Annotated in this window: 22 protein-coding genes; 12 read left to right on the top strand and 10 right to left on the bottom strand. The window is 48.8% G+C overall.

Features of this window, described 5'->3' with window-relative positions:
* Positions 1-77: 77 nt before the first annotated feature.
* On the bottom strand, positions 78-827 hold the full coding sequence (locus D082_RS08465; RefSeq protein WP_028948081.1) for a DUF1995 family protein: 750 nt from the start codon (positions 825-827) through the stop codon (positions 78-80).
* Between the two features lie 31 nt (positions 828-858).
* Positions 859-1,122: a TIGR02450 family Trp-rich protein gene (locus D082_RS08460; RefSeq protein WP_028948082.1), complete on the bottom strand. Its 264-nt coding sequence runs from the start codon at positions 1,120-1,122 to the stop codon at positions 859-861.
* Between the two features lie 491 nt (positions 1,123-1,613).
* Here D082_RS08460 and gloA point away from each other — a divergent pair, with 491 nt between their 5' ends.
* Positions 1,614-2,012, top strand: a complete 399-nt coding sequence (gene gloA, locus D082_RS08455; RefSeq protein WP_028948083.1) for a lactoylglutathione lyase — start codon at positions 1,614-1,616, stop codon at positions 2,010-2,012.
* A 114-nt stretch (positions 2,013-2,126) separates the two neighbouring features.
* On the opposite strand, the gene D082_RS08450 is transcribed toward gloA, so the two are convergent.
* Together D082_RS08450 and D082_RS08445 are read right to left on the bottom strand one after the other, a co-directional pair.
* The gene (locus D082_RS08450; protein ID WP_028948084.1) at positions 2,127-2,906 is read right to left on the bottom strand and encodes an SDR family oxidoreductase; all 780 of its coding nucleotides are present in this window, start codon (positions 2,904-2,906) and stop codon (positions 2,127-2,129) included.
* Positions 2,907-3,626: 720 nt separating this feature from the next.
* Positions 3,627-4,781: an alanine--glyoxylate aminotransferase family protein gene (locus tag D082_RS08445; protein ID WP_028948085.1), complete on the bottom strand. Its 1,155-nt coding sequence runs from the start codon at positions 4,779-4,781 to the stop codon at positions 3,627-3,629.
* A gap of 307 nt (positions 4,782-5,088) precedes the next feature.
* Between D082_RS08445 and D082_RS08440 the strand changes: the two genes are divergently transcribed.
* Positions 5,089-5,514 carry an FHA domain-containing protein gene (locus D082_RS08440; RefSeq protein WP_028948086.1) on the top strand — a complete coding sequence of 142 codons (426 nt, stop codon included), beginning with the start codon at positions 5,089-5,091 and terminating at the stop codon, positions 5,512-5,514.
* A gap of 1 nt (position 5,515) precedes the next feature.
* Here the strand turns inward: D082_RS08440 and D082_RS08435 are convergent, their stop codons facing one another.
* Positions 5,516-5,815, bottom strand: a complete 300-nt coding sequence (locus tag D082_RS08435; RefSeq protein WP_028948087.1) for a 2Fe-2S iron-sulfur cluster-binding protein — start codon at positions 5,813-5,815, stop codon at positions 5,516-5,518.
* Here D082_RS08435 and D082_RS18560 point away from each other — a divergent pair.
* Both D082_RS18560 and D082_RS08430 read left to right on the top strand, forming a co-directional pair.
* The gene (locus D082_RS18560; RefSeq protein WP_158506503.1) at positions 5,808-5,963 is read left to right on the top strand and encodes a hypothetical protein; all 156 of its coding nucleotides are present in this window, start codon (positions 5,808-5,810) and stop codon (positions 5,961-5,963) included. The two genes, D082_RS08435 and D082_RS18560, sit on opposite strands and share 8 nt — an antisense overlap.
* Positions 5,964-5,989: 26 nt before the next feature.
* Positions 5,990-6,655 carry a HEAT repeat domain-containing protein gene (locus tag D082_RS08430; protein WP_028948088.1) on the top strand — a complete coding sequence of 222 codons (666 nt, stop codon included), beginning with the start codon at positions 5,990-5,992 and terminating at the stop codon, positions 6,653-6,655.
* A gap of 151 nt (positions 6,656-6,806) precedes the next feature.
* On the opposite strand, the gene D082_RS08425 is transcribed toward D082_RS08430, so the two are convergent.
* The 4 genes from D082_RS08425 to D082_RS08410 form a co-directional block, all read right to left on the bottom strand.
* The gene (locus D082_RS08425) at positions 6,807-7,973 is read right to left on the bottom strand and encodes a sugar phosphate nucleotidyltransferase (protein ID WP_028948089.1); all 1,167 of its coding nucleotides are present in this window, start codon (positions 7,971-7,973) and stop codon (positions 6,807-6,809) included.
* 165 nt (positions 7,974-8,138) lie between these two features.
* The gene (locus tag D082_RS08420; protein ID WP_028948090.1) at positions 8,139-9,047 is read right to left on the bottom strand and encodes a CoA-binding protein; all 909 of its coding nucleotides are present in this window, start codon (positions 9,045-9,047) and stop codon (positions 8,139-8,141) included.
* A gap of 106 nt (positions 9,048-9,153) precedes the next feature.
* Positions 9,154-10,203 carry a type 2 isopentenyl-diphosphate Delta-isomerase gene (gene fni, locus D082_RS08415; protein WP_028948091.1) on the bottom strand — a complete coding sequence of 350 codons (1,050 nt, stop codon included), beginning with the start codon at positions 10,201-10,203 and terminating at the stop codon, positions 9,154-9,156.
* A gap of 134 nt (positions 10,204-10,337) precedes the next feature.
* The gene (locus D082_RS08410; protein ID WP_028948092.1) at positions 10,338-11,456 is read right to left on the bottom strand and encodes a hybrid sensor histidine kinase/response regulator; all 1,119 of its coding nucleotides are present in this window, start codon (positions 11,454-11,456) and stop codon (positions 10,338-10,340) included.
* Between the two features lie 482 nt (positions 11,457-11,938).
* On the opposite strand from D082_RS08410, the gene D082_RS08405 reads away from it, so the two are divergent.
* From D082_RS08405 to D082_RS08375, 7 genes are all read left to right on the top strand, one after another.
* Positions 11,939-12,163 carry a photosystem I reaction center subunit IV gene (locus D082_RS08405; protein WP_028948093.1) on the top strand — a complete coding sequence of 75 codons (225 nt, stop codon included), beginning with the start codon at positions 11,939-11,941 and terminating at the stop codon, positions 12,161-12,163.
* 34 nt (positions 12,164-12,197) lie between these two features.
* Entirely contained in the window at positions 12,198-13,061 is an 864-nt protein-coding gene (locus D082_RS08400) for a DNA-formamidopyrimidine glycosylase (protein WP_028948094.1), read from the top strand.
* Between the two features lie 42 nt (positions 13,062-13,103).
* Positions 13,104-13,823, top strand: a complete 720-nt coding sequence (locus D082_RS08395; protein ID WP_051738778.1) for an NUDIX domain-containing protein — start codon at positions 13,104-13,106, stop codon at positions 13,821-13,823.
* A 49-nt stretch (positions 13,824-13,872) separates the two neighbouring features.
* Positions 13,873-15,549 carry an NAD+ synthase gene (locus D082_RS08390; protein ID WP_028948096.1) on the top strand — a complete coding sequence of 559 codons (1,677 nt, stop codon included), beginning with the start codon at positions 13,873-13,875 and terminating at the stop codon, positions 15,547-15,549.
* Between the two features lie 442 nt (positions 15,550-15,991).
* On the top strand, positions 15,992-16,768 hold the full coding sequence (locus tag D082_RS08385) for a bifunctional diguanylate cyclase/phosphodiesterase (protein ID WP_238546661.1): 777 nt from the start codon (positions 15,992-15,994) through the stop codon (positions 16,766-16,768).
* A gap of 194 nt (positions 16,769-16,962) precedes the next feature.
* Positions 16,963-18,105 carry a response regulator gene (locus D082_RS08380; RefSeq protein WP_028948098.1) on the top strand — a complete coding sequence of 381 codons (1,143 nt, stop codon included), beginning with the start codon at positions 16,963-16,965 and terminating at the stop codon, positions 18,103-18,105.
* Positions 18,106-18,236: 131 nt separating this feature from the next.
* A complete protein-coding gene (locus tag D082_RS08375) occupies positions 18,237-18,689 on the top strand; it encodes a BLUF domain-containing protein (protein ID WP_028948099.1) in 453 nt (150 codons plus the stop codon).
* 113 nt (positions 18,690-18,802) lie between these two features.
* Here the strand turns inward: D082_RS08375 and pheT are convergent, their stop codons facing one another.
* Positions 18,803-21,247 carry a phenylalanine--tRNA ligase subunit beta gene (gene pheT / locus D082_RS08370; protein ID WP_028948100.1) on the bottom strand — a complete coding sequence of 815 codons (2,445 nt, stop codon included), beginning with the start codon at positions 21,245-21,247 and terminating at the stop codon, positions 18,803-18,805.
* A gap of 291 nt (positions 21,248-21,538) precedes the next feature.
* On the opposite strand from pheT, the gene D082_RS08365 reads away from it, so the two are divergent.
* Positions 21,539-23,257 (top strand): serine/threonine-protein kinase, encoded by a 1,719-nt coding sequence (locus D082_RS08365; protein ID WP_028948101.1) that lies wholly within the window; start codon positions 21,539-21,541, stop codon positions 23,255-23,257.
* Positions 23,258-23,311: the final 54 nt, after the last annotated feature.

Raw genomic sequence — 23,311 nt, 5'->3', positions numbered from 1 at the left:
TTAAAATTCTGAATTTTTTTAATTATTAACGGTCAACTTTATACAGTTTAAAACGCCGGGGCAGACTTCTAACCGGGCTATTGACTGAGGGCTTTGAGGAAACGATTCAGATTGGCCATGATACCCCCCCGTTTAGGACTGGGGCTAGTACTTTCAGAACCCAGTTGCTGGGGATTAGTGCCCTCCATTAGTAGGCGCTCCAAGGCTTCCCCCACTGGCTTTTCAGGCAATTCCGTTAAAAGTTCATAGTCTTCTCCCTTTTCCAGCAACACTTGCCATTGGGAAGGGTGGGAACGCAACACCACAGCCTCATCTAGGGGGCGGAAATAGTAAGCGCTAAACAGGGTGCTCAAAAACCTTTGCCGCAGTTGCCGAGCTGCATAGCCAATGCCGACAATGGATAGGTCTTCCAGTTGGGGAATAAGCAAAACTACCGGGCGATCGCCAGCTAATTCACAGAGTTTTTCTACGCTCTGAACTTCGACGGCTGAGGGGGAGACCACCAGAAATACTTGATCAGACTCGGTAATTTTGCGGTCGATGGGGGTGTAACGACTGCCCAGATCCCCGATTTGAAAAGGAACTTCGCCCCAGTCCCTTTTTGCCAGGGCCGCCGCTCCGGTATCGGGAAAAATGATTCGCAATCCCAATCCTTGATCGGCAAACAATTGGCTAAATTCCAAAGCAATGGCTTGGGCCTGCAGGGCAATTTCCGGCACAGCCAATTCCACCTGGATACGGCGGTAGCCATCATTTAGGGCCCTTTGGGTGGCGGCGATCGCCTCGGTGATGGCCTCATCAATGGTGGAGGGAACGGGGAGGGACATGGTTATGGAGGGAGGATTAATGACTCGGAGGCTATTTTAGCGCTATCTGATCTTCCCTATCCCTTTCCATGGCGTGGAGGGGTTGCCAGCCTGATTGCCAGAGCAGATCATCTTTGAGTTGCTGGGCATTGAGCCAAAAGCGCACTTTAGGATCGCAACTGGCTACCATTTCGGCAAAAACCCATGGTCCCTCCTGCCTTCGATTGGCCACCTGAAAATGTCGCCAACCCCAGGTTTTTTGTAGGGCTGTCCATTTGGAACCGAGAAGATGGGGAAATTTTTGCTTACGGGCCATGGAGAAAATTGACAAAAAGCTCAACAAAGTTTTTACGATGTTTACCTGAACATTTGGCATCCTCGCTTCCGTAAATGAAAGGGATTCCTAAACCCCAGGATTTAGGTTTCTGCTTCGTAGCAACCGCCTCTACTCTCAAGGAGTTTTACAGTCTTATGTTCGCGATCCCGACTATCCCCCCAAGCCCCGGGGTTCTTAAGTGTCGATTTTTACAACAGAAAGACTGTTATTGGTTGATTCAAGGGATGGACTGCCCATTGCCCTATCCTCTTTTCCCAGTCTACCCATTTGTCTGCGCCGCCAGTTCCAATTTTACTGGACTTCGCTCGTTAGGCTGTCTGAATCCATCGTCTTGGGGGGTCTAGTTATCCATATCTCGTCAAGTGGTCCTAAAGTACGGGTTTTTAGACCCATTCTTTTGATAACTAAATCCGGAGGCCGGGACTTTGCTAAGATCTGCTTGTTCGCCAAAATCAGCTTACTTAAAACCTATGTTCTTACTTCACACCATGATTCGGGTGGGGGATTTAGACAAATCCCTGCAATTCTACTGCGACATTTTGGGAATGAATTTAATTCGGAAAAAAGACTATCCCAGTGGGGAATTTACCCTTGCCTTTGTTGGTTACGGCAAAGAATCCGACAATGCAGTGATTGAGTTGACCCATAACTGGGGCACGGACAAATATGATTTAGGTAATGGTTTCGGTCACATTGCCCTCGGTGTGGAAGACATTTATAGTACCTGCAACAAAATTAAAGAAAAGGGCGGCAAAGTGGTGCGGGAACCGGGACCCATGAAACACGGCACCACCGTGATCGCCTTTGTGGAAGATCCCGACGGCTACAAGATTGAGTTAATTCAGACCGCCCCAGCCAGTAAGAGTTAGGTTTATCCGGCTGGTTAGTCTAAGGGGATGGGGGAAAAATCTGGATTTGTCCCCTAAATCTCCTCAACAAAGCTTCGGCAATGCTGGGGAAATTTTTAAGAGCTAAGGATTGATTTAAACCGATTGGGGAGTGGCCAAAAGCAGTACCCGCTCCAATAATCGGGGGGCAAAGCGCTGACACCACACCGCCAGATGGCTCTGCCAACCCACTAATATTTCGCTGCGATTTTGCTTTAGTCCCTTGACTAGGGATTGGGCTACCCGGCCGGCAGTCATGGCCCTCACCCAACGGAATTTTTGCAGACCTTTGGCCATATCCGTGTCCGTTAGGGTCGGTAGCAGAGTGACTACTCCGATGTTATGGCGGGCCAATTCTCCCCGCAGGGCTTGGCTAAAGCCGAGAATGGCAAACTTGGTGGCGGAATAGGTAGCCATGGTGGGGGCAGCCACTTTGCCCATTAAGCTCGAGACGTTGACAATGGTGCCCTCTTTTTGGGAAACCATGCGCCGGGCCACACAACGGGTGATGCAATATAACCCCATTAAGTTGAGGGAAATTTCCTGGTAAACATCCGGGAAGCGGCTATGGAGAAAGGGATTCTGATAGGCCACCCCAGCACAGTTGACCAATAGGTGAATGGGGCCATGATCCCGCCAAGTCCTGGCGATCGCCGTATTGACGGCAACGGGTTGGGTCAAGTCAAGGGGCAAAGCAATGGCTTCTAGCCCGGGATGACGCTGTTCCAGTTCTTCAGCCAAGCTTTGGAGTGCATTGTGATTGCGAGCCACCAGGATAATTTTGCCTAGGCCTTGTTTTGCCAATTCTTCGGCGATCGCCCGGCCAATGCCCCGGGAAGATCCAGTCACTAGAGCGGTTTTGTTACGTAAATTCATTGCTTACCTCCTATGGAATATGAGGCGTGTTCCCCTCTGTAGATGGGTACGAAACGGATGTTGACAGGGGAATTGTTTAAATTGGTTGAAATAGTTGAGATAGCTGGTCTCATTAACTCCATGGCGCAGGAACCACTTGGCATTCCAGGTGCTAGCGGGGAATGAACCAAGGCAATCCAGAGGACCAAGCTTGCTTGAAAACTGTAATTGATTCTAAATGCGACTGGGAAAATCACCAGCTATGGAGGGAGCTAAGATGCTCCAGACAATGGGGGAATAACTACTGACTCAAGCCCCAGAACATTGTCCAAGTTAGTTCTTCAGTCTAAGGTGTGGTGACTTGACTGGCACTCATAAATGGGGAGCATGGTAAACGCCTCCTAAAGTTGTTTCAGCGTGGTCGAATTCGCTCTCTAAGGCACACGTTAACAGATGAAACAAGAAACAGCAACAATTCTTAATATTTTAGGGCCAGTTTGGCGATCGCCCGTAAGCTAAAGTCTTTGAATAGCCAAACTGTTTCATGAAATAGCAACACGGACAATTTCTCCCGGCAACCTTAAAGGGTATGCAGGGAGATTAATTGGTCGCTCCGACAGTCTCAATGGACGACTTTTATAGTTGATTTAATTGAGAGTAAGACACTGACCGGCGCTAAAAGCGTCATTGGTAAAGACCCTAGTCATCTCAATCTTACTTTGATTGACTATAGTAGAAATTTTAAGCTTGAGCCAAAATTCCAGCGGCGGCCGCCACCCCGGCTCCAGGAGTTACCCCTTCATAACCAAGCTCGATCAAAGTAGCTTCCAAAGCTCCAATGCAACTAAGGATATCCCGATCACAAACAAAACCTAAGTGCCCAATACGGAAGATTTTGCCCTTGAGATGATCCTGACCACCGGCCATGGCAATATCGAATTTTTTCCGCATCGTACTGCGAATTTTTTCCGCTTCTACTCCTAGGGGAGCAACGGCGGTAATGGCATTACTGGCAGCATTGTCGGGGGCAAACAAAGGTAAATTCAAAGCTTTCATTGCCGCCCGAGTCGCATTGGTATGCCTTTGGTGGCGGGTAAAAATAGCTTCTAAACCCTCCGCTTGCATCATTTGCAGGGACGCTTGCAACCCATACATTAAATTAATGGGAGGTGTAAAGGGGGAGCTGTCTTCGTCAGTGGACTTCTTATATTTTTTCAAATCCAGATAGAAACGGGGAATAGTGGCGGTTTCGTAGGCTTTCCAGGCCTTGGCACTGACAGACACAAAACCTAAACCTGGGGGAATCATATAGCCCTTTTGGGAGCCCGATGCCACCACGTCTAAACCCAGCTCATCGATCGCCACGGGAGTAGCGCCTAAACTGGTTACTGCATCGACAATCATCAACGCCTCACCATGGGCTTTAGCAGCGGTATTGATGGCGGCTAGATCGTTCAAAACCCCAGTGGAAGTCTCAGAATGGGTGATAATCAGGGCTTTAATGGTTTTATTGCTGTCCGCTTCCAAGAGAACTTTAAAATCATTGGGGTCGAGAGCTTTGCCCCATTCCGCCTTAACTTCCTCCACTGCCAAGCCAAAGGTTTTGGCAACCTTAACCCAACGATCCCCAAATTTACCGTTATTGCCCACCAGCACTCGATCACCAGGACTAAGGAAATTGATAATGCCTGCTTCCATGGCCCCAGTACCGCTGGTGGTCAGCATCAACACATCGTTTTCAGTTTGATGCAACCATTTCAGGTTTGCTGTCAGTTCAGCAATGATTTTGCTAAAGTCACCACTACGGTGGCCAATGGGATGTTTCGCCATGGCCAACAAAACTTTTTCTGGTACGGGAGTTGGCCCCGGAATCATCAACATCTGCTTATTATCCATCGCGGTCAGTCCTCCCCTTCGCTAAACGCAGTCAGGTAATTTTCTAGGGTTAATTTGTTGTTAATTGTTATCAATGCCTGGCGTATTGGGCATGATAGTCAGGCTTCCCATATTAGCAAAACATGGCGCTGGCAAAATCTGTCCTGTGGCCCCGACTTAACTTTCTCGATCACCTTTGCTCTGGGGGAAAGTGACCCACTGGCAAGGAGATCCCGGATGTCCCCAAGATATCCCCATGCAATCGCAGGACAGACAGTACAATGGGGAACAGTTGGTTAAGTCAATTACAACGATACGCATAACTTGAATGTCCGCCATCACCCTCACCCTTCTTCTACCGGGCAAAAGTGTTCCTGTCCAAAGTTGGACTTTTGAGTCTGAGTCCGCCATTCGTGTCGGTCGGGCAGCGGATAACGATGTGGTACTTTACAGTGCTGTGGTGTCCCGCCACCACCTAGAGTTACAAAGGGAACAAGATGGATGGGTGGCGATTAACCTGGGGGCTAATGGTACTTATCTAGAGAGCAAGACTGTGGACAAACTTCCCCTCGAGGATGGCATGGTACTGCGGCTGGCCAGTTCTGGTCCAAAAATACAAATCAAACTGCAGTCGGAAGTTAGCCCTTCCCCATGGGAGGCAACTAGACAAAATATCCCTGGAGAAGAAGTCGGAGAAGAATATGAACCCCGCCGCTCCCATCCAGGGGATGCGAAAGAAACCATCATTAACTGAGTTAACCTTTCGGCTTAGTGTTCACACTCACCGGGCCATTGACTAGGGTTTGGCAGGCGAGACGAAAATTCTCTGGCTTTTTCCGCAACACCCTATTTTCAAAATCAGTTCTGGGAGAAAGATTCTCCATGCCCGCTGTGATTTCCACGATACAGGTGCCACATTGGCCGTAGCCGCCACAGTTCATCAACTTGCCCTTGAGGGTATAAATATCAACCCCATTTTGTAGGGCTTTCTCCCGTAGGTTTGCTCCCTGGGCTACCACGACATCTTTTTGCTCTTTAACAAAGGTGATGGTCACCGCAATTTCCTCCTGTCCTCAGGGGACGAACTGTATTAAGAAAGTTTACGGGATTATGTTGCTCGGGGAAAATCTCCCAGTGGAGGGTTTACCGACCGATCGCCAGGGGGAAATGCCCCTGCTCTTTCATAAAGTTTTGTTACAATAGCACCATGAATTCTCAGAAAACTATCTATGTCAGCCCTGACCCTCGAACAAATTGCCAGCCAACTAGACAGTCCCAACTCCCGCGATCGCCTCATTGCCCTAGCTTCCCTGCGGCCCTATTCCAGTGAAGAGGCGGTGCCCCTGATCAAAAAAGTCCTTGATGACGAAATGTTACAGGTGCGGTCCATGGCGGTATTTGCCCTGGGCATTAAACAGACGGAGGAATGTTATCCCATTTTGGTTAAGCTGTTGGAAACTGATGAGGATTATGGCATCCGGGCCGATGCGGCGGGGGCCCTAGGTTACCTGGAAGACGAACGGGCATTCTACCCCCTCTGCAGAGCTTTTTATGAAGACACAGAATGGCTGGTGCGGTTCAGCGCTGCGGTTGCTTTGGGCAATTTAAAGGACATCCGGGCCAAAGAAGTTTTGCTGGAAGCCCTGAAAAGTGATGAGGCCGTGGTACAACAAGCGGCGATCGCCGCCCTGGGGGAAATTGGCGCAGTGGAAGCAGTGGAAGCAATTTTAGCCTTTGCCTCCCACGAAGATTGGTTAATTCGACAAAGATTGGCAGAAGCCCTGGGTAATTTACCCTGCGACCAGAGTCGTTCTGCCTTGACATTTATGGTCCGGGATGAACATCCCCAGGTGTGCCAGGCGGCCCAGCTTTCCCTACAAAAACTAGATTTATAGTCAATTCAAATAAGATTGAGATGACCAAAGTCTTTACCAAAGACGCTTTTAGCTTTAGTCAGTGTCTTACTTTCAATTAAATCAACTATACTTGGCTAGCTATCTAGGTCGAGTTGGAACTCTACCCAAACTGAGTGAGCCCTTGGTTGCCCTATTCTGGCTGGAGAAGCTGGGAAATTTCCCTTTGGGGCTGGTAGTCTTGGGGGTATTGCACTGCGGCATGGCGGGCATCGGTAATTAGCCAGTCTAAAGCGGCGGCCTGCACATCGATCGCCGCCCCGGTTTTATCCACGCAGTAACGACCAAACACCAATTTGTCCACTAAGCGGGCACCAGGGCCCAACCGAGAATACTCAAAAATAACGCTGTTATCCACCACTGCCCCCTGACAAATCAAGCAACTGGGGCCAATCATGGAAGGGCCAACAATTTTTACCCCGTCTTCAATGCGGGTCATGCCGCCGATGTACACAGGGCCGCGAATTTCAATGTTGTCCCAATTGGCAGCCACGTTAATGCCGGTGTAAACCCCTGGTCTGACCTCAATGCCAGGAATTTGTACGTTTTTGATTTCCCGGGACAATACTCCCCGGATTGCTTGCCAATAGTCCGGCACCTTACCAATGTCTACCCATTCAAAGTCCATATTGACTGCATAAAAGGGCAGGCCGTTGTCCACCAATTTAGGAAAGAGATCTCCCCCCAGATCGTACTCCTGTCCCGAGGGGATATAGTCAATTACTTCCGGTTCAAAAATGTAAATGCCTGTGTTGATTTCCGTGCTTAGGGCTTCCCCCACTGCGGGTTTTTCCTGAAAAGTTAAAATTCTGCCCCTATCATCCGTGACCACTACCCCATAGCTAGAAACCAATTCCTTGGGCACCGTTTTGGTGATAATGGTGGCGATCGCCCCCTTTTCCCGGTGGAGCTTGACGGCGGTGGTGAGGTCTAAATCAATGAGTGCATCGCCGCAAAGAACCACAAAGGTGTCGTCAAAAAAGGGATTAAACTCCTGTATTTTCTTCAGTCCCCCGGCTGATCCCAACGCCTTACCCACCAGATCTCCATCGACAATATTGCCCTCAAAAGAATAGGCAATTTGCACACCGAACCTCTGCCCATCGCGAAAATAACTTTCTATTTCCTCCGCCAGGTGGCTCACATTAACCATGATTTGGTCGAAACCATGTTTCCGCAGTAATTCCAACAAAAATTCCATCACTGGCTTTTGCAGAATAGGAATCATCGGCTTGGGAATGGTATGGGTGATTGGTCTGACCCGAGTGCCCTTGCCGGCGGCCAAAATCATGGCTTTCATCAACAATTTTCCTCAAACTCAATCACAGAAATTGGCATAGCTTCCCGCCAGTCTATCAAGATTCTTCCCGCTACTCCAACCAGCATAGCTGAAAGGTTAGTGTAAGAGTGAACTAACCAGCTCTAAAAACGGATGGGCAGATGGGAGTAAAATGCTCCTCGATTCCTAGTCAGCGTTTGCATGACGGCTTTCCATAGCTAGGGGAAGAAAAATAGGTAATTCCCAGGGAGCTTCAGCCACAGGAATATTGGCCTTTTCAAAGGCCTGCACCGTTTGTTCAACGCTGGTCAGCAAAGGGCGCTTATGGGAAAGTTGATTGGCCACAATGGTCAAGGAATCGCCAAAATGTCGTTTAATCTTGGCCCCCCGTCCCGCTAGATAGGCCACCACCGGTTTTTCGATGGCGGAAGCCACATAGTCCGCCGCCCGCATTTCCCCATTGCTGTTGGGTTGACCGAGTAAGAGAATGGTTTCCGTCCGTTCGTCCTCCTCCAGTACCTGGAGCCATTGTTCAAAGTTAGAGCCATTCAGGCCGTCGGTGCCCAGGCTTACTACCATGGATTGTCCAAGGCCGGAAGCACTCAAGGTTTGGGCAATGTCGTCGGTGAGGCGATCGCAGTGGCTGATGATGCCGATGGGGCCGGGCAAGTAACAACTGGGGTCAAACGTGCCCACCGAAAACTGTTCGGGCACCATGATGCCCTGACTGCCGGAACCGAGGATCAGAGTGTGGGTGGCTTGGGCTTCCCGCAGGAGGGTAATCATATCCAACGGTGGCACCCCAGCGGAAACAATTACCAATTGACGAATACCGGCGGCGATCGCCTCTAGGGCTGCATCAAGCACCCGATAGGGGGGATTGAGAATGAGACTAATGTCCACGGGGCCTAGGGCTTTGACGGCCAAGTCCACCAGGTCGAACACCGGCAGATCCCCCACTAGTTCCCCCCCATGGCCCGGACTGACCCCCGCCACTAATTGGGTACCACAGGCCCGCATCTGGTCGAGATAGATTAAACCGAGGGGATGGTGTATTCCTTGCAATAATACTTTGCTGTCTTTGTGCCACTTCATGGGGGAAGAGTTTTGGAGGAAAAACTATAACTTGATCCCCTCACTGATCAAATCGAGGTCAAGCGGTGCAAGCTTCACTGTATCGCCAACCAGAGCAAAATGTCTCTTAAGCTTCGCTTAACCTTTGTCCGGACTTTCGATCCCACAGGGGCACCTGGGCCAACTGAGCTAGATTGGCCGCGTCACAACAAAAGGCGGCGATTTGTAGTTCCTTTAGCCGAGCTTGGTAATGGTCGTACACCCGTTGGGCGTTTACCGTTGCTTCTGCTAAAACCGGAGCGGCACTACCCACCAAGGTTGCCCCCAGGGCGATCGCCTTAGCTCCATCAACCCCAGAACGGATACCACCGCTGGCAAAAATTGGCAGATTTTTAGTGTTTTGTACTACCTGACGCAAACTTAAGGCAGTGGGTAATCCCCAATCGGCAAAGTTGTGGGCCACTTCCTTGGCTTGGCGATCGGTCTGTCGATGGGCTTCCACTTCACTCCAACTGGTGCCTCCGGCCCCGGCTACATCGATGGCGCTGACTCCACATTCCTGCAATCTTTTTGCCACCGGACCACTGATACCGTTGCCCACTTCCTTGACAATAACTGGTACTTCCAAAGCCCGCACTAAAATTTCTAACTTTGACCACAGCCCGGACCAAAGGCGATCGCCATCGGGTTGCACTGCTTCCTGGAGGGGATTGAGATGCAAAATTAGGGCATCGGCTTCAATCATATCTACAGCCCGTTGGGCCTGCTCCAAACCATAACCATAGTTCAATTGCACCGCTCCCAGGTTGGCAAAAAGCAAAATATCCGGGGCCACGGAGCGGACCTGGTAGGTGATAGCTAAATCAGGATTTTCAATGGCGGCCCGTTGGGAACCCAGTCCCATGGCAATGCCCAAAGCCTGGGCCACTTCTGCTAAAAAGAGATTAATTTGTTGGGCTTCCGGCGTCCCCCCAGTCATGCTGCTGATCAGCCAAGGATAAGTCAAAGATTTACCCCAGAGGGTCAGACCCAAATCCACCGCATCTAGATCCACCGCAGGGAGAGCGCAGTGTTCCAGCATTAATGTTTCAAAGCCGGTGGAAATGCCTTTGCCCAATACATTTTCTTCTAGGACAATGCGAATATGGTCAGCCTTACGGTGGGGGGTGCTATCCATTGAGTAACTTAAACTACCGGCAGATGGAGACTCTTCTCACCCGTGGGGGAACGGGGAAATTCAGTCCAATAATGGGGCGGGATTAGGGCGGGAGCGGGTTTTGTGTCCCCTAGAAACACTAGTTTGAGAATAGTTCAGGAGTCGGCTTGGATAGGTTCCGATTCCCAGCCGGTGATGGTGATGGTGGTGCCCTCCCCCGGAACACTGGCGATCGCCAACTTGCCGCCGTAGAGTTCCGTCAATCTTTGGGCTAAGGTCAACCCCAGTCCAGAACCCTGTTGTTCGAATTTAGAACGCTGGAATTGCACGTGGGCTCCAATAGAACGTAATTCCTCTTGGGCCATGCCCCTACCCTGGTCTTGGATGGTCAACTGGCAAGTGCCGTCCCTGATTATAGCTTCCAGCTGCACCAGCGTACCGGGTAGAGAAAACTTGAAGGCGTTGTCCAGTAATTCTCCCAAAATTTTTCGAAAATCCGGCTCTGCCACCTTGATCCGCTGGGGGACAATCATCATTTCCAGGTCCTGGCGGCGGGGACGATTCTGACCCAAATCTTCCAATGCCTGGGCTAAACTCGCTGGCAACTCACTGTATCGACTTAGACGGGATTGCCACACCTCCAGGCGATCGGGGCTAGCCACCAGCAGGTCCAAATCCGCCATTAGCAGAAAATTCTCCACCAACCGGTAAAGTCTCTCCCCGGAAGTTTTGATATCGTGAAACGATTCCATTGCCTCATCCCGGGAAAGGGCATCGTAGAAATTAATCAACAATTCGGATGTGCCCAGAATACTGTTCAGGGGAGTCAGTAGCTCATGGGGCAGGGAACGGGTAACTTGCTGACGCAAATCATCCAGGCGGCTTTCGACTTCAGCCTGGCGTTGGTGATGCTGATCTAAACGGGTAGCGATGGCATGGAGCAGTTCATCGATGGTGAAGGGTTTAGTCAGGTAATCGTCAGCGCCCAACTCCATACCTTGGCGAAAAGCATGGTGGTCTGCCTTTGCTGTTAAAAGAATAAATGGAATAGCCGCCAAATGGGGGTCCTGGCGTAGGGCCTTTAATACCTCAAACCCAGTTACCCTGGGCATCATCACATCGCAAAGAATAAGATCCGGCAGATGTTGCTTCACCAAAGCCAAACCGATTTCCCCATCGGGGGCAGAGATAACTTCATAATCCTCTAGGGAGAGAATGTCCTCTATATTCTGTCTAACCTCTGGCTGGTCTTCGATCACCAAAATCTTAGTCATAGGTCATTTTAACTTCTATTTACTCTTCTCATTTTTTCAGACTAATGCATCGCAATGGTAACTTCTAGGTCCTCCTTGCACTGGTTATCTTGACCATCTAAACCAATTTTTTGTCATATCTTCCCGGCAGCAACACTCCTCTGCATTGGATAAAACCTGTAAGCATTACAGGTTATCGGGAAAAGAGTAAATCAGTCCGTGTACTTTCATCCCCTTCCAGGGGGGTATTGTGGAAATGGTGGATCATGCCTTTGGGGGAAAACAAAGTTTCTCTCTTTGGCTGCACAATGGATCTCATTCTAACTGGCTCCCTGCGTAATATGTAAAGAATTGTTTTGGGAAAGTCGGGGGAAGGGGGAGGACGCAGAATAAAGCTGGTAGAATTTGGCGTTAAGTGGGCTGGGGCGTTGCCCGGGGATTCCTTGGGACACCAGCAAACGGGATAGTTTTTTACAAATCGCAATTATCTAAGGAATTAAATTATGGCCTTAAATCGTGGTGACAAAGTTAGAATCAAACGCACCGAATCCTACTGGTACGGTGATGTTGGCACGGTTGCTAGTGTGGAAAAAAGCGGTATCCTCTATCCGGTGATTGTCCGCTTCGACCGGGTGAACTACAACGGTTTCAGCGGTAGTGCCTCCGGGGTAAACACCAACAACTTTGCTGAAAGTGAATTGGAATTGGTGCAAGCGGCGGCAAAATAGTCTTGACCGTGGACTAAATTTGCATCGTTGAACTGTGCCAGAACTACCGGAAGTTGAAACAGTATGCCGAGGCCTCAATCGTTTGACCCTCGGCCGGGTTATTAAGGGGGGGGAAGTGCTACTTAACCGTAGTCTTGCCTACCCCGTTTCTGCAGAAGATTTTCAAAGTCGAATTACCGATTGTCGTTTCGTGAGCTGGCAACGGCGTGGTAAGTATTTGCTTGGGGAACTGAGAAGAAATGAAGCCGAGACTCCAGCGGGATGGTTGGGATGTCACCTGCGGATGACGGGGCAGTTGCTCTGGGCGGAAAATAATCGGGACAGACCCCTCCATACCAGGGTGGTGATTAGGTTTGAAGGGGGAAAGGAGTTACGTTTTGTCGATATTCGTACTTTTGGGAAGGTATGGCTCCTTCCCGGCGATCGCCCTTGGGTGGAGGTGATGACGGGGCTGGGGAAGTTGGGGCCAGAGCCATTTGGGTCTGATTTCACTCCAGAATATTTGTACGCAAAACTTAAGTCTAGCCGCCGTCCCCTAAAGAATTCCCTTTTGGATCAGGCCCTTGTGGCGGGTTTGGGCAATATTTACGCCGATGAGGTGTTGTTTTTTTGCGGTTTACACCCCACTACCCCAGGGAATCAGGTCAGTCACCAAGATTGTGAACGACTCCATCAACAAATCCAAGCTACGTTGACGGCGGCCATTGACGCTGGGGGGACTAGTTTCAGTGATTATCGCCAGGTAACGGGCATTAACGGCAATTATGGTGGCCTGGCCCAGGTTTATGGCCGAGCTGGACAGCCCTGTCGCCATTGCGGTACGGCGATCGCCAAACTTAAATTGGGAGGACGATCAGCTCACTTTTGTCCCCAATGTCAGCCACAATCAGACTGGTAAGCATCGGTCAATATTGGGTCAAACGAATTATCACAAAATCCTATGGGCCAGCCTCGACAAAGCTATTTAGCCGACTTTAAAGTGGGTGTGGATAACGTTATTTTTTCCGTCGATACCCAACTTCATCGTTTATTGGTCTTGTTGGTTAAGCGGGAAGATGAGCCCTATGGAAATTATTGGAGTTTTCCCGGTACATTGGTGAGAACGGGGGAGACTTTAGAGGGGGCAGCCCACCGAATTTTATCGGAAAAAATTGCCGTCGAAAATCTTTACTTAGAACAGCTTTACACCTTTGGTAACCCTGGTCGAGATCCCCGGGAAGCACCGGAACAGTACGGAGTCAGATATTTATCAGTGAGCTATTTTGCTTTAATTCGCTACGAAGACGCCCAATTAATGATTAAAAATCTTAATCGAGTCAGTTGGCATAATGTGGCCACCATTCCCCCATTGGCTTTTGATCATAACCAAATCCTTGACTATGGTTATCAACGACTGCGGAACAAATTAGAATACAGTCCCATCGCCTTTGAAGTTTTGCCGGAACTGTTTACTCTAAACGATTTATTCCAACTTTATACGACGGTTTTGGGGGAAGATTTTGCTGATTACTCTAATTTTCGCTCCCGCTTACTTAAGCTAGGATTTCTTAAAGATACTGGTAAAAAAGTTTGTAAAGGGGTGGGGCGTCCTGCTAGCCTCTTCCGTTTCGACGCTAAAGCCTTTGCTCCCCTCAAAGATAAACCCCTGGTGTTTGTCTGAATTGACTCCCCTAGATTAAAGTAATAATTACCATAATATCCCCCTAGCCATGCTCACCATTGCCCTTGCCCAGCTCAATCCCACCATTGGGGCGATCGCCGAAAATGCGGCAAAAATTGTCACTGCGGCCCTCCAGGCCCAGACAAGGAGAGCAGATTTACTGTTGACTACGGAATTAGCTCTCTGTGGCTACCCCCCCAAGGATTTGTTGCTTAATCCTAGTTTTGTCCAACAACTTGAAGGGGAACTCCAACAGTTGGCGGAAAAAATCCCCCCTTCCATGGCGGTTTTGGTGGGGACTGTCAGCCCCCAAGACCAGGAGGAGTACCGGGGGAGAAAAAAGCTATGGAACAGTGCAGTACTAATAGAGAAAGGGCAGATAAAACAGCGATTTCATAAATGTCTATTACCCACCTATGATGTATTCGATGAAGACCGTTATTTTGTCTCAGCGCCAAGGAGTGAATATTTTGTCTATAAAAATGTCAAAATTGGGGTTACCATTTGTGAAGATTTGTGGAATGATGAGGCGTTTTGGGGACAAAAATTTTACCAAGTTAATCCCTTAATAAATTTAATTGATCAGGGGGTCAATTTGGTAGTTAATTTATCTGCTTCCCCCTACAGTTGCGGCAAACATCTCCTGCGGGAATCTTTAGTGAGCCACAGTGCCAAAAGATTTAACGTACCCCTAATTTATGTTAACCAGGTGGGGGGTAATGATGATTTGATTTTCGATGGTGGCAGTTTTGCTGTCAATGATCAAGGGAAAATTGTTGGGCGATCGCCATTGTTTCAAGAAGACTTGGCCCTATTAAATTACGACTTAAACCAAAGGGAATTGACTGGACAAAAATTGGCTAGTTTACCGCTGGTAGGCACGGAAGAATTATGGCAAGCTTTAGTGTTGGGAGTGGGGGATTATTTCCATAAATGCGGTTTTAGTAAAGCAATTTTGGGTCTGAGTGGCGGCATTGATTCTTCCCTAGTAGCTGCCATTGCTGTGGAGGCTTTAGGTAAAGAAAATGTGCTGGGAGTTTTGATGCCTTCCCCCTACAGCTCTGACCATTCCGTCCAGGATGCCCTAGTCCTGGCAAAAAATTTAGGCATTACTACCGAGACCATCGCCATTGGCCCCCTCATGGCTACCTACGACCGGGCCTTAGAAACCCTTTTCCAAAACACTCCCTTTGGCATTGCCGAAGAAAATCTCCAGTCCCGTATCCGGGGTAATCTACTCATGGCGATCGCCAACAAATTCGGTCATTTGCTCCTCAGCACAGGCAATAAATCTGAATTAGCAGTGGGGTACTGCACCCTCTACGGAGACATGAATGGCGGCCTAGCGGCGATCGCTGACGTGCCCAAAACCCAAGTATTTGAACTCTGCCGTTGGCTTAATCGAGGGCAAATTGTTATTCCTCCCAACGTCTTAACCAAACCCCCTAGTGCCGAACTGAAACCGGGGCAAGTAGACGCTGACTCCCTGCCCTCCTACGACATTTTGGATGGCATCCTGGGTGGGTTGATCGAAAAACACCAATCTCCCCGGGAAATTATCAGCGCGGGCTTTGAGGAGGAAACCGTACTAAAGATTTGTCAGCTAGTGCAAAAGTCAGAATTTAAACGCCGTCAGGCTGCCCCTGGATTAAAGGTCACAGATCGGGCCTTTGGCAGTGGTTGGCGTATGCCCATTGCCCAAGCCTTCCATCAGCAAAGCCGATAGACCCTACCAGAGCGAAGGTATTATTAGGGGGAAACCGGCCCTAGTGATCATTGAATTTTTTCCCTGAACTGAGTTAGGATTTGTCAGTGTAAAGAAAATATAAACAGGCCAAAGTCCCTGTAAAACTTTGGTGTATAAGCCTAACTTTTGTCAAAAATAGCTTGACTTTCATTCATTCAAAAATCAATAACTTCCATGACTTTCGTGATAAACAAATGTTATGAACTTCCTGTTTTCCCATGGTTCCATAACCCCCCATTGGTTCCCTAACCAACATCAAAACTTTGTATCCTCACCTCAACAAATGTTGGCAGACTTATCAAGATGGTTTCGCAGTTTCCGCCCCCCAAATCCTAGCAGCAGCTCCCATCATCCCAATGACGTCAATAAATTTGTTCAATCTCCCAACTTTAACCATCAGATTCAAGACCTTGCTTGGGAAATGACACGTTGCCTGGAGCAGGGCAAATTTCACCTCAATTACCAGCCTCAAATTGAGATCAAAACGGGTCATTTATTGGGAGTAGAAAGCCTGATTCGTTGGCAACATCCTCGCTTAGGTTTTATCTCCCCTGCAGAGTTTATTCCCATAGCTGAACAAACCGGTTTAATCGTGCCCATGGGCTATTGGGTGCTAGAACAAAGCTGTTTGCAATATCAACGCTGGCTTTCCCAGGGAATCCCCCCGTTTAAACTATCGGTCAATTTATCCCTACGTCAATTACAAGAACCAAATTTAGTAGCCGAGGTAAAAAATATTATTGAACAAACCCAAATAAACTGCCAGAAAATAACCTTGGAAGTAACAGAAAGTTTGATGCTCTACGAACCAGGAGAAGCAATTAAGCGGCTCAATCAACTCAGCGAAATGGGTTTACAAATTGCCATTGATGATTTTGGCGTGGGCTATTCTTCCCTCTCCTACCTGAAAGACTTGCCTCTCCATACCCTAAAAATTGATAAATCCTTTTTGGACGACCTTCTCACTAGGGAAAAAAACCAAGTAATTCTCCAAAGTATTATTGAATTGGGTCACCGTCTAGCATTAAAAATTGTTGCTGAAGGAGTGGAAAGTGTAGAACAATTAGCTGCCCTTAAATCCATGGACTGTGATTACGGCCAAGGTTATCTTTTCAGTCGCCCTTTAAACAGTGAGGATGCCACTGCCCTGTTTAAAAAATCATCCTTTGTGGAAGTGCGCTCCTTAACGAAGGTTTAGAGAGTGTCTTTGATGCTTCAGCTCCGTTGGGATTGTGTAATTAATGGGCCCGTAATTACCAGCTAAAATTGGCTAACATTAGCAAAAATCAGCCCACTATCAACAGGCAACTAACTAATCAACCATAGCCCAGTCTTTGTCCCCATTAACTAGCCTAATTAACTTACCTCCCTATCCACCGCCCAACCATTATAATGAGCAGCTCAGTTTTGTCTCTATCTTCCCCAAGTAACTCGCAAATTCAACAGGCAATTCCCGCCAAACTTCTTTATGCCCTTGTTCAGCAAAAAGCTAGTGGTAAACTGGTGGTGCAGAACCCTTTCGACGAATTTGTTTACTGGCAAGTGTATTTGGGGGACGGTCGCATCCATTTAGCTAACAGTGCCAATGGGTGTACGGAAAGGCTGAATTATCTCATCGGCGGCACTCTACGGCAAAAAGGCATCGAATTGCCATCAAGAATTGCTGATGATTATCTATTTCTTTCTGATTTGTGGAAAAGAGATATTTTTTCTTTCCAGCAAACCCGTTCGATCCTAACCCAAGCCACCCAAGAAGCCCTGGTTCAGGTACTTTCTTTACCGAAAGCATCCTATCGTTTTAACCAGGAAAAAGAACTCAGTGAACTGTTTTTAAATTTGGATTTAGAAAGGACCATTAACCCCATCAAGCACAAAATCCGCTATTGGTGGGAATTGAGATCCTACATTAACTCCCCTTTCCAACGACCCCTGGTGGAAAATTGGCTAACCCTACGGCAAAATCTGGCTAAAAATAATCTCCATGGCCAACATTGGCTTAAGCGTCTCCACCACTGTCTGGAAAATTTGAATTGCTTGTATGAAATCGCTAGTCAATTAGAAATAAGCACGCTAGAGCTAGCACTGATGTTTCAGCCAATGGTCAAAACCGGGGAGATTAAAATGCTCCCCTACCAGGAAATACAAATGGACGATCGCCCGTTGGTGGCCTATGTGGACCATAGGGAGGCCCACCAGCGCATGATGGGTTATTCCTTGGAAAAAGCAGGTTATCGCACTTCAGTCTTGGATGATCCGTTCCGAGCCTTGACGGTTTTGTTGAATTCTCCCCCCAATCTGATTATCATAAACACTGACTTGCCAGATATGAACGGCTATCAGCTTTGCTCGTTTTGCCGTAAGTCAAATCAACTTAAGGACGTGCCAATTTTACTGTTGGGGAAAGGAGACAATCTAATCACCAATATTCGTACTAAATTCTGCCAGGCTTCTGGATATTTAAACGAGCCCTTCACTCCCCAGGAACTACTGGGGCGCGTGGAGGAAATGCTTCCTGCCAACAAAGTCGGCTCGTAACAGTTTTTTCGGACTGTTTGGTGGTAATTTTAAAAGCTAGTTAGGGCTTGTTTAAGAATGTACTACCACTTATTCTAGATGGCAAACTGAAAAACTTTTATCCCAACTTATAAAACAACCAAAGACAAAAGATGAGTTTGTATCGTTTAATCTACAGCAGTCAAGGCATTCCTAGTTTGCAGCCCCAGGATTTAAAAGATATTTTGGAGTCTTCCCAAAGAAATAATCCTGCTAATGGTATCACTGGACTACTTTGCTACAGTAAACCGGCTTTTCTGCAGGTATTGGAGGGGGAATGCGAACAAGTCAATGAAACGTACCACCGTATTGTGCAAGATGAACGCCACCACACACCCCAGATCATTGAGTGTGTGCCCATCAGAAGAAGAAACTTTGAGGTTTGGTCTATGCAAGCCATTACGGTGAATGATTTGTCAACAGAGCAAGTCAGGACACTGGTACTAAAATACTCGGGCTTCACCACCCTACGCCCCAGTGCCATGGACCCGGAACAATGCCTAAGCTTTCTGCTAGACATTGCCAAAGTTTACGAGTTGTCCGACAACTTCTTCCTTGATCTTTAATGCTCACCATATCAACTATCCACGCCAAATCGAAGATTCCGACGTGGGTCTTTCCTCCCCAGAATTTCTTGCCATGGCGAAAAATATTAGACCATAGACCAATATAAATTAACCTAACTACGTAAACTGACAGCAAATTGTCGGGTCAGGGCCTCGCGGACTTGGTTATGGACTGGCTCCACGTCGGCATCGGTGAGGGTACGATCGCCTAACCGATAGGCTAGGCTGAAGGCAAGACTACGCTGACCATCGGGGACGGATTGGCCCCGGTATTCATCAAACAGTTCCACCTGTTCGAGCAGATTGCCACCGGCCTTGACCATGGCCTGGGTCAGTTCTGACACCGTTAATTCCAGGGGAGCATAAAGGGCTAAATCCCTGGCTACCGCTGGGTAGGAAGAGTAGGGACGGAAATGGGGCGTACCAAGAATTTGAGTTTCCATGGCTTGGTACAGAGGAGCTGAATCTATTTCAAAGGCGTAAACTTCATCCATCAGACCCTTTTCTTGGCGTAGTTGGGGATGGAGTTGACCAAAGCGCCCCAATACTTTTCCGTCACAGGTTAATAGGGCAGTGCGACCGGGGTGAAATCGGGGGTCTTGGCGGGCGCCTTCGACATCGCCGCTGTAGGTCACGGTCACCCCTAAGCGTTGAAAAATTTCTTCTAGCAAGCCTTTGGCATGGTACCAGCCCATGGGTTGGGGTTTGCCTCCTTGGGGCCAAGTGCCCTCGGTGATCAGGGGGCCACCACAAATTCCAGCCAAGTGATCCGCTTCAAAAATTTTCCCGTCGTTTTGCCAAAAGACCCGACCTACTTCAAAGCCATTGAGGGCGCCGTTGTTTTGAGCTTGGTTATTGGCAAAGGCGGTGATTAACCCGTCCAGTAGATTAGTCCGCAGGGCAGAATATTCAGCAAAGAGGGGATTGGCCAGCACCACTTCGGGTCCTTGGGGTTTCACTAGGGAGTAGTGCACCACTTCTGTCAAACCTGCTCCTCGACAGGCTTCCCGTAGGGCCAACTCCGCATGGTAAGCGGGGGATAAACCACCGGCAATCGTATTGGGGGGTAACTGCTCACAGAAATGGTCATAGCCGTAGAGCCGGGCCACTTCTTCGATCAAATCAATTTCCCGCTCAATGTCCCGTTGACGGTAGGAGGGCACTGTCACAGCCCAGACGGGATGGTCGCCATTGGACTGTAGGGTTAGCCCACAGCCTAGATCGGACAAAATCCTTTCCACATCGACGGCGGTAATGTTACCAATGCCATGGGGGGTATTAATGGGGCCTAGCAATTGTTGCAGACGCTCTAAACGGAGGTTAATCACTGCCCCGCCTAGGTTTTGCCGTTGATCGGCCTTACCTTGCCGCACCACAGTGCCCCCGGCCAATGCTGTCATTAAGGCGATCGCCCGATGTAGGGCCACGTCCAATTCGCATTGGTTAACGCCCCGTTCATAGCGGGTGGAAGATTCACTGCGGAGATTAATTGCTTTGCTGGATCTGCGGATGGTTACCCCGTCAAATAGGGCTGATTCAAGCACGATGTTTTGGGTATTTTCATCTACCTCCGTGGCCGCTCCCCCCATCACCCCGGCGATCGCCACCGGCTGATCATTGGCAGTGACTAATAAATTTCGGGTATGCAGTGTTCGTTCCTGGTTATCCAGGGTGACCAACGTTTCTCCATCCTTGGCGAACCGCACACCTAAAGTGAGCCCATTGTCCCCAGTTAGTCTTTCTAGCTTATCCTGGTCAAAACTATGCAGAGGCTGACCCCATTCCAGCAGAACGTAATTGGTCACATCCACCACATTATTGATGGGACGGGTTCCCGCTGCCAGTAGCCTTTGTTGCAACCAATCCGGGGAAGGGCCGACTTTTACCCCCCGGATCACCGTGCCTATATAGGCTGGACAGGCTTGGGTGTCCTGCAGCTGAATGGGTAAATCCTGGGTGGATACCGATACTTCTTCCACCTCCGACAGACTCAACTTCCCCCCGGTGAGGGCCGCCACTTCCCGGGCTACACCGACCATACTGAGGGCATCGGCCCGGTTAGCAGTGGGACTAATTTCTAAAATGACATCGTCTAAGCCCAGTAGGGGAGCCACCGGGCTACCTAGGGATAAGTCCAAGTCCGGAAAAATATGAATACCTTCAGACTCCTTGCTCAGTCCCAATTCCGCCAGGGAACAGATCATGCCCGAGGATTTTACGCCCCTCAACTTAGCGGGTTTAATTTTCAGATCCACTTTAGGCAAATAACTGCCTGGGGTAGCCACAGGTACTAAAATATCTGCACGCACATTGGCAGCCCCACAGACGATGGTGGAAGGTTCTTCTGCCCCAATATCTACTACGCAAACACTGAGTTTATCGGCATTGGGGTGTTTCTCCCGGGAGATCACCCGCCCCAGCACAACCCCCGCCGCCCAGCTCCGACGGTCCTCGATTTCTTCCACTTCCAAACCGGCGATCGTCAGCAATTCCCCAAGCTCTTCCGGAGATAAATTCAGTTTCACCAGGGATTGGAGCCAGTTGACAGAGATACGCATGGGTTGCCTTTTCTACTAATTTCCGTTGATGCTTGCTTGGTTTTCTGGGGTGCCAGCGGGATCCATTGTATCGCTGAAGGCATTCTCCTAGACCAATCCAGTGGATGTTTTACCCCTTTCGGAACAAATTTATGGATGTGGAGGCTCAATGGGCCAACGTTTCCCGCTAACTAGCCTAAAATGGAATGGCCCTAACTATCTTGATAACTCAAATTAATTAACTTTTAGAAAATTTAGCTAATTCGACGAAGCACAGGTTTGTCTCAACATCACACCATCTGGTGAACCGGAATGAGTTTTTGCGTTAATCCCAATTGTCCCCATCCCAAAAACCCCAATAACATACAGGTGTGTCAGGCCTGCGGGAGCAGTCTGAGGCTCAACGGTCGTTACCAAACCTTGGGCTTACTCGGAAAAGGAGGATTTGGGGCCACCTTTGCGGCGGCGGATGTGGGACTGCCGGGAACCCCTATTTGCGTGGTCAAGCAGTTACGCCCCCAAACTGATGACCCTAATGTATTCCGCATGGCGAAGGAGCTATTTGAGCGGGAAGCCCAAACCCTCGGACGGGTGGGTAACCATCCCCAGGTACCCCGTTTATTGGATTATTTCGAGGATGATCAACAGTTTTATTTAGTTCAGGAATATGTTAAGGGTCATAATTTACACCAGGAAGTGAAAAAGAATGGCACCTTTACCGAGGGCAGTGTTAAACAGTTTTTAACGGAAATATTACCTATTCTTGATTACATCCATTCCCAAAAAGTTATTCACCGGGATATTAAACCTGCTAACCTGATTCGACGTCAGACAGATCAAAAATTAGTGCTAATTGATTTTGGGGCGGTGAAAAATCAAATTGATTCAGTCCTAGCTTCCAATACTTCTGCTCAGACGGCTTTGACAGCTTTTGCGGTGGGAACAGCGGGTTTTGCCCCCCCGGAACAGATGGCGATGCGCCCCGTTTACGCCAGCGATATTTACGCCACCGGGGTAACTTGTTTGTACTTACTAACTGGTAAAACTCCCAAGGAGATTGATTGTAATAGTCAAACGGGGGAAATGGATTGGGAAAAACACGTCACTGTCTCCAGCAAGTTTGCCGAGATCATCCGTAAAATGTTGGAACTTTCGGTGCGCCACCGCTACAAGAGCGCCCAACAGGTGTTGGATGCCCTGGAAATGTTGCCTTACGAAGATGGCATGATGCAAGGTATGGTCTCCACTCCCTTCACCACCCTTACTGGGGCGGGTAATGAGCCGGTAACAGGCATCCGCACCGGGAATAATTCTCCCTCAGACTATGGGGAGCCATCCACAAGATTGAACACTAGTGTTAACCCAAAGGATCCTAGCTCCACTAGCTTGAACACTGGCATTAAAACCCGCACTGCTAAGCCTCCTAACGCTCCTAGGGAAAGAATTAAAGATGTAGATTCCCCCACCACAAGGGTACGCCCTGCTTCTAATCCAGGGGGAGCGGCTGGGGCCCCCGGTAGCATTGATTACAACATGGCCAGCCAAAGACGGCTTTCTCGACGGGAAGAGGACAAGCCGGCGATCGCCAATCAACAGGAAATCAAACGCTGGAACAGCAAGAATTTTTTAGCGGAGTATGCCCAGGGTAAACGGGATTTTGCTGATCAAAACTTAGTGGGTATCATCCTAGCCAAGGCATTTGTGCCGGGCATTAATTGTTACCAAGCTAATTTGACCAACGCCAACTTTGAACAGGCAGAACTTACTAGAGCTGATTTTGGTAAGGCACGGCTGAAAAATGCAATTTTAAAGGATGCTAATCTGAGCGATGCTTACTTTGGTTACGCCGATTTGCGAGGAGCAGACCTGCGGGGAGCCAATCTCAGCGGCGTCAATTTTAAATACGCCAACCTCCAGGGAGCAAATTTTTCGGGGGCAGATTTGGGCTCCGCTAAGGTATCTCCTGAGCAGTTAAAGTTAGCCAAAACAAATTGGCGCACAGTAATGCCTGGTTCTGGGCGCAGGAGATAAAACCAAGGGTAACTCCATCATTGGTAATTGGCAAAGTCTCTGCCCGTTTAAATC

The organism is Synechocystis sp. PCC 6714, from assembly GCF_000478825.2.
Classification (GTDB): Bacteria; Cyanobacteriota; Cyanobacteriia; order Cyanobacteriales; family Microcystaceae; genus Synechocystis.
The sequence above is the reverse complement of the archived record's forward strand: the minus strand, read 5'-3'. Positions and strand labels throughout refer to the sequence as shown.

Coding starts and splice junctions, on each gene's coding strand:
- D082_RS08465 (WP_028948081.1), bottom strand. CDS start 827: ATGTCCCTCCCCGTTCCCTCCACCATTGATGAGGCCATCACCGAGGCG.
- D082_RS08460 (WP_028948082.1), bottom strand. CDS start 1,122: ATGGCCCGTAAGCAAAAATTTCCCCATCTTCTCGGTTCCAAATGGACA.
- gloA (WP_028948083.1), top strand. CDS start 1,614: ATGTTCTTACTTCACACCATGATTCGGGTGGGGGATTTAGACAAATCC.
- D082_RS08450 (WP_028948084.1), bottom strand. CDS start 2,906: ATGAATTTACGTAACAAAACCGCTCTAGTGACTGGATCTTCCCGGGGC.
- D082_RS08445 (WP_028948085.1), bottom strand. CDS start 4,781: ATGGATAATAAGCAGATGTTGATGATTCCGGGGCCAACTCCCGTACCA.
- D082_RS08440 (WP_028948086.1), top strand. CDS start 5,089: ATGTCCGCCATCACCCTCACCCTTCTTCTACCGGGCAAAAGTGTTCCT.
- D082_RS18560 (WP_158506503.1), top strand. CDS start 5,808: ATGGTCACCGCAATTTCCTCCTGTCCTCAGGGGACGAACTGTATTAAG.
- D082_RS08430 (WP_028948088.1), top strand. CDS start 5,990: ATGTCAGCCCTGACCCTCGAACAAATTGCCAGCCAACTAGACAGTCCC.
- D082_RS08425 (WP_028948089.1), bottom strand. CDS start 7,973: ATGAAAGCCATGATTTTGGCCGCCGGCAAGGGCACTCGGGTCAGACCA.
- D082_RS08420 (WP_028948090.1), bottom strand. CDS start 9,047: ATGAAGTGGCACAAAGACAGCAAAGTATTATTGCAAGGAATACACCAT.
- fni (WP_028948091.1), bottom strand. CDS start 10,203: ATGGATAGCACCCCCCACCGTAAGGCTGACCATATTCGCATTGTCCTA.
- D082_RS08410 (WP_028948092.1), bottom strand. CDS start 11,456: ATGACTAAGATTTTGGTGATCGAAGACCAGCCAGAGGTTAGACAGAAT.
- D082_RS08405 (WP_028948093.1), top strand. CDS start 11,939: ATGGCCTTAAATCGTGGTGACAAAGTTAGAATCAAACGCACCGAATCC.
- D082_RS08395 (WP_051738778.1), top strand. CDS start 13,104: ATGGGCCAGCCTCGACAAAGCTATTTAGCCGACTTTAAAGTGGGTGTG.
- D082_RS08390 (WP_028948096.1), top strand. CDS start 13,873: ATGCTCACCATTGCCCTTGCCCAGCTCAATCCCACCATTGGGGCGATC.
- D082_RS08385 (WP_238546661.1), top strand. CDS start 15,992: ATGACACGTTGCCTGGAGCAGGGCAAATTTCACCTCAATTACCAGCCT.
- D082_RS08380 (WP_028948098.1), top strand. CDS start 16,963: ATGAGCAGCTCAGTTTTGTCTCTATCTTCCCCAAGTAACTCGCAAATT.
- D082_RS08375 (WP_028948099.1), top strand. CDS start 18,237: ATGAGTTTGTATCGTTTAATCTACAGCAGTCAAGGCATTCCTAGTTTG.
- pheT (WP_028948100.1), bottom strand. CDS start 21,247: ATGCGTATCTCTGTCAACTGGCTCCAATCCCTGGTGAAACTGAATTTA.
- D082_RS08365 (WP_028948101.1), top strand. CDS start 21,539: ATGAGTTTTTGCGTTAATCCCAATTGTCCCCATCCCAAAAACCCCAAT.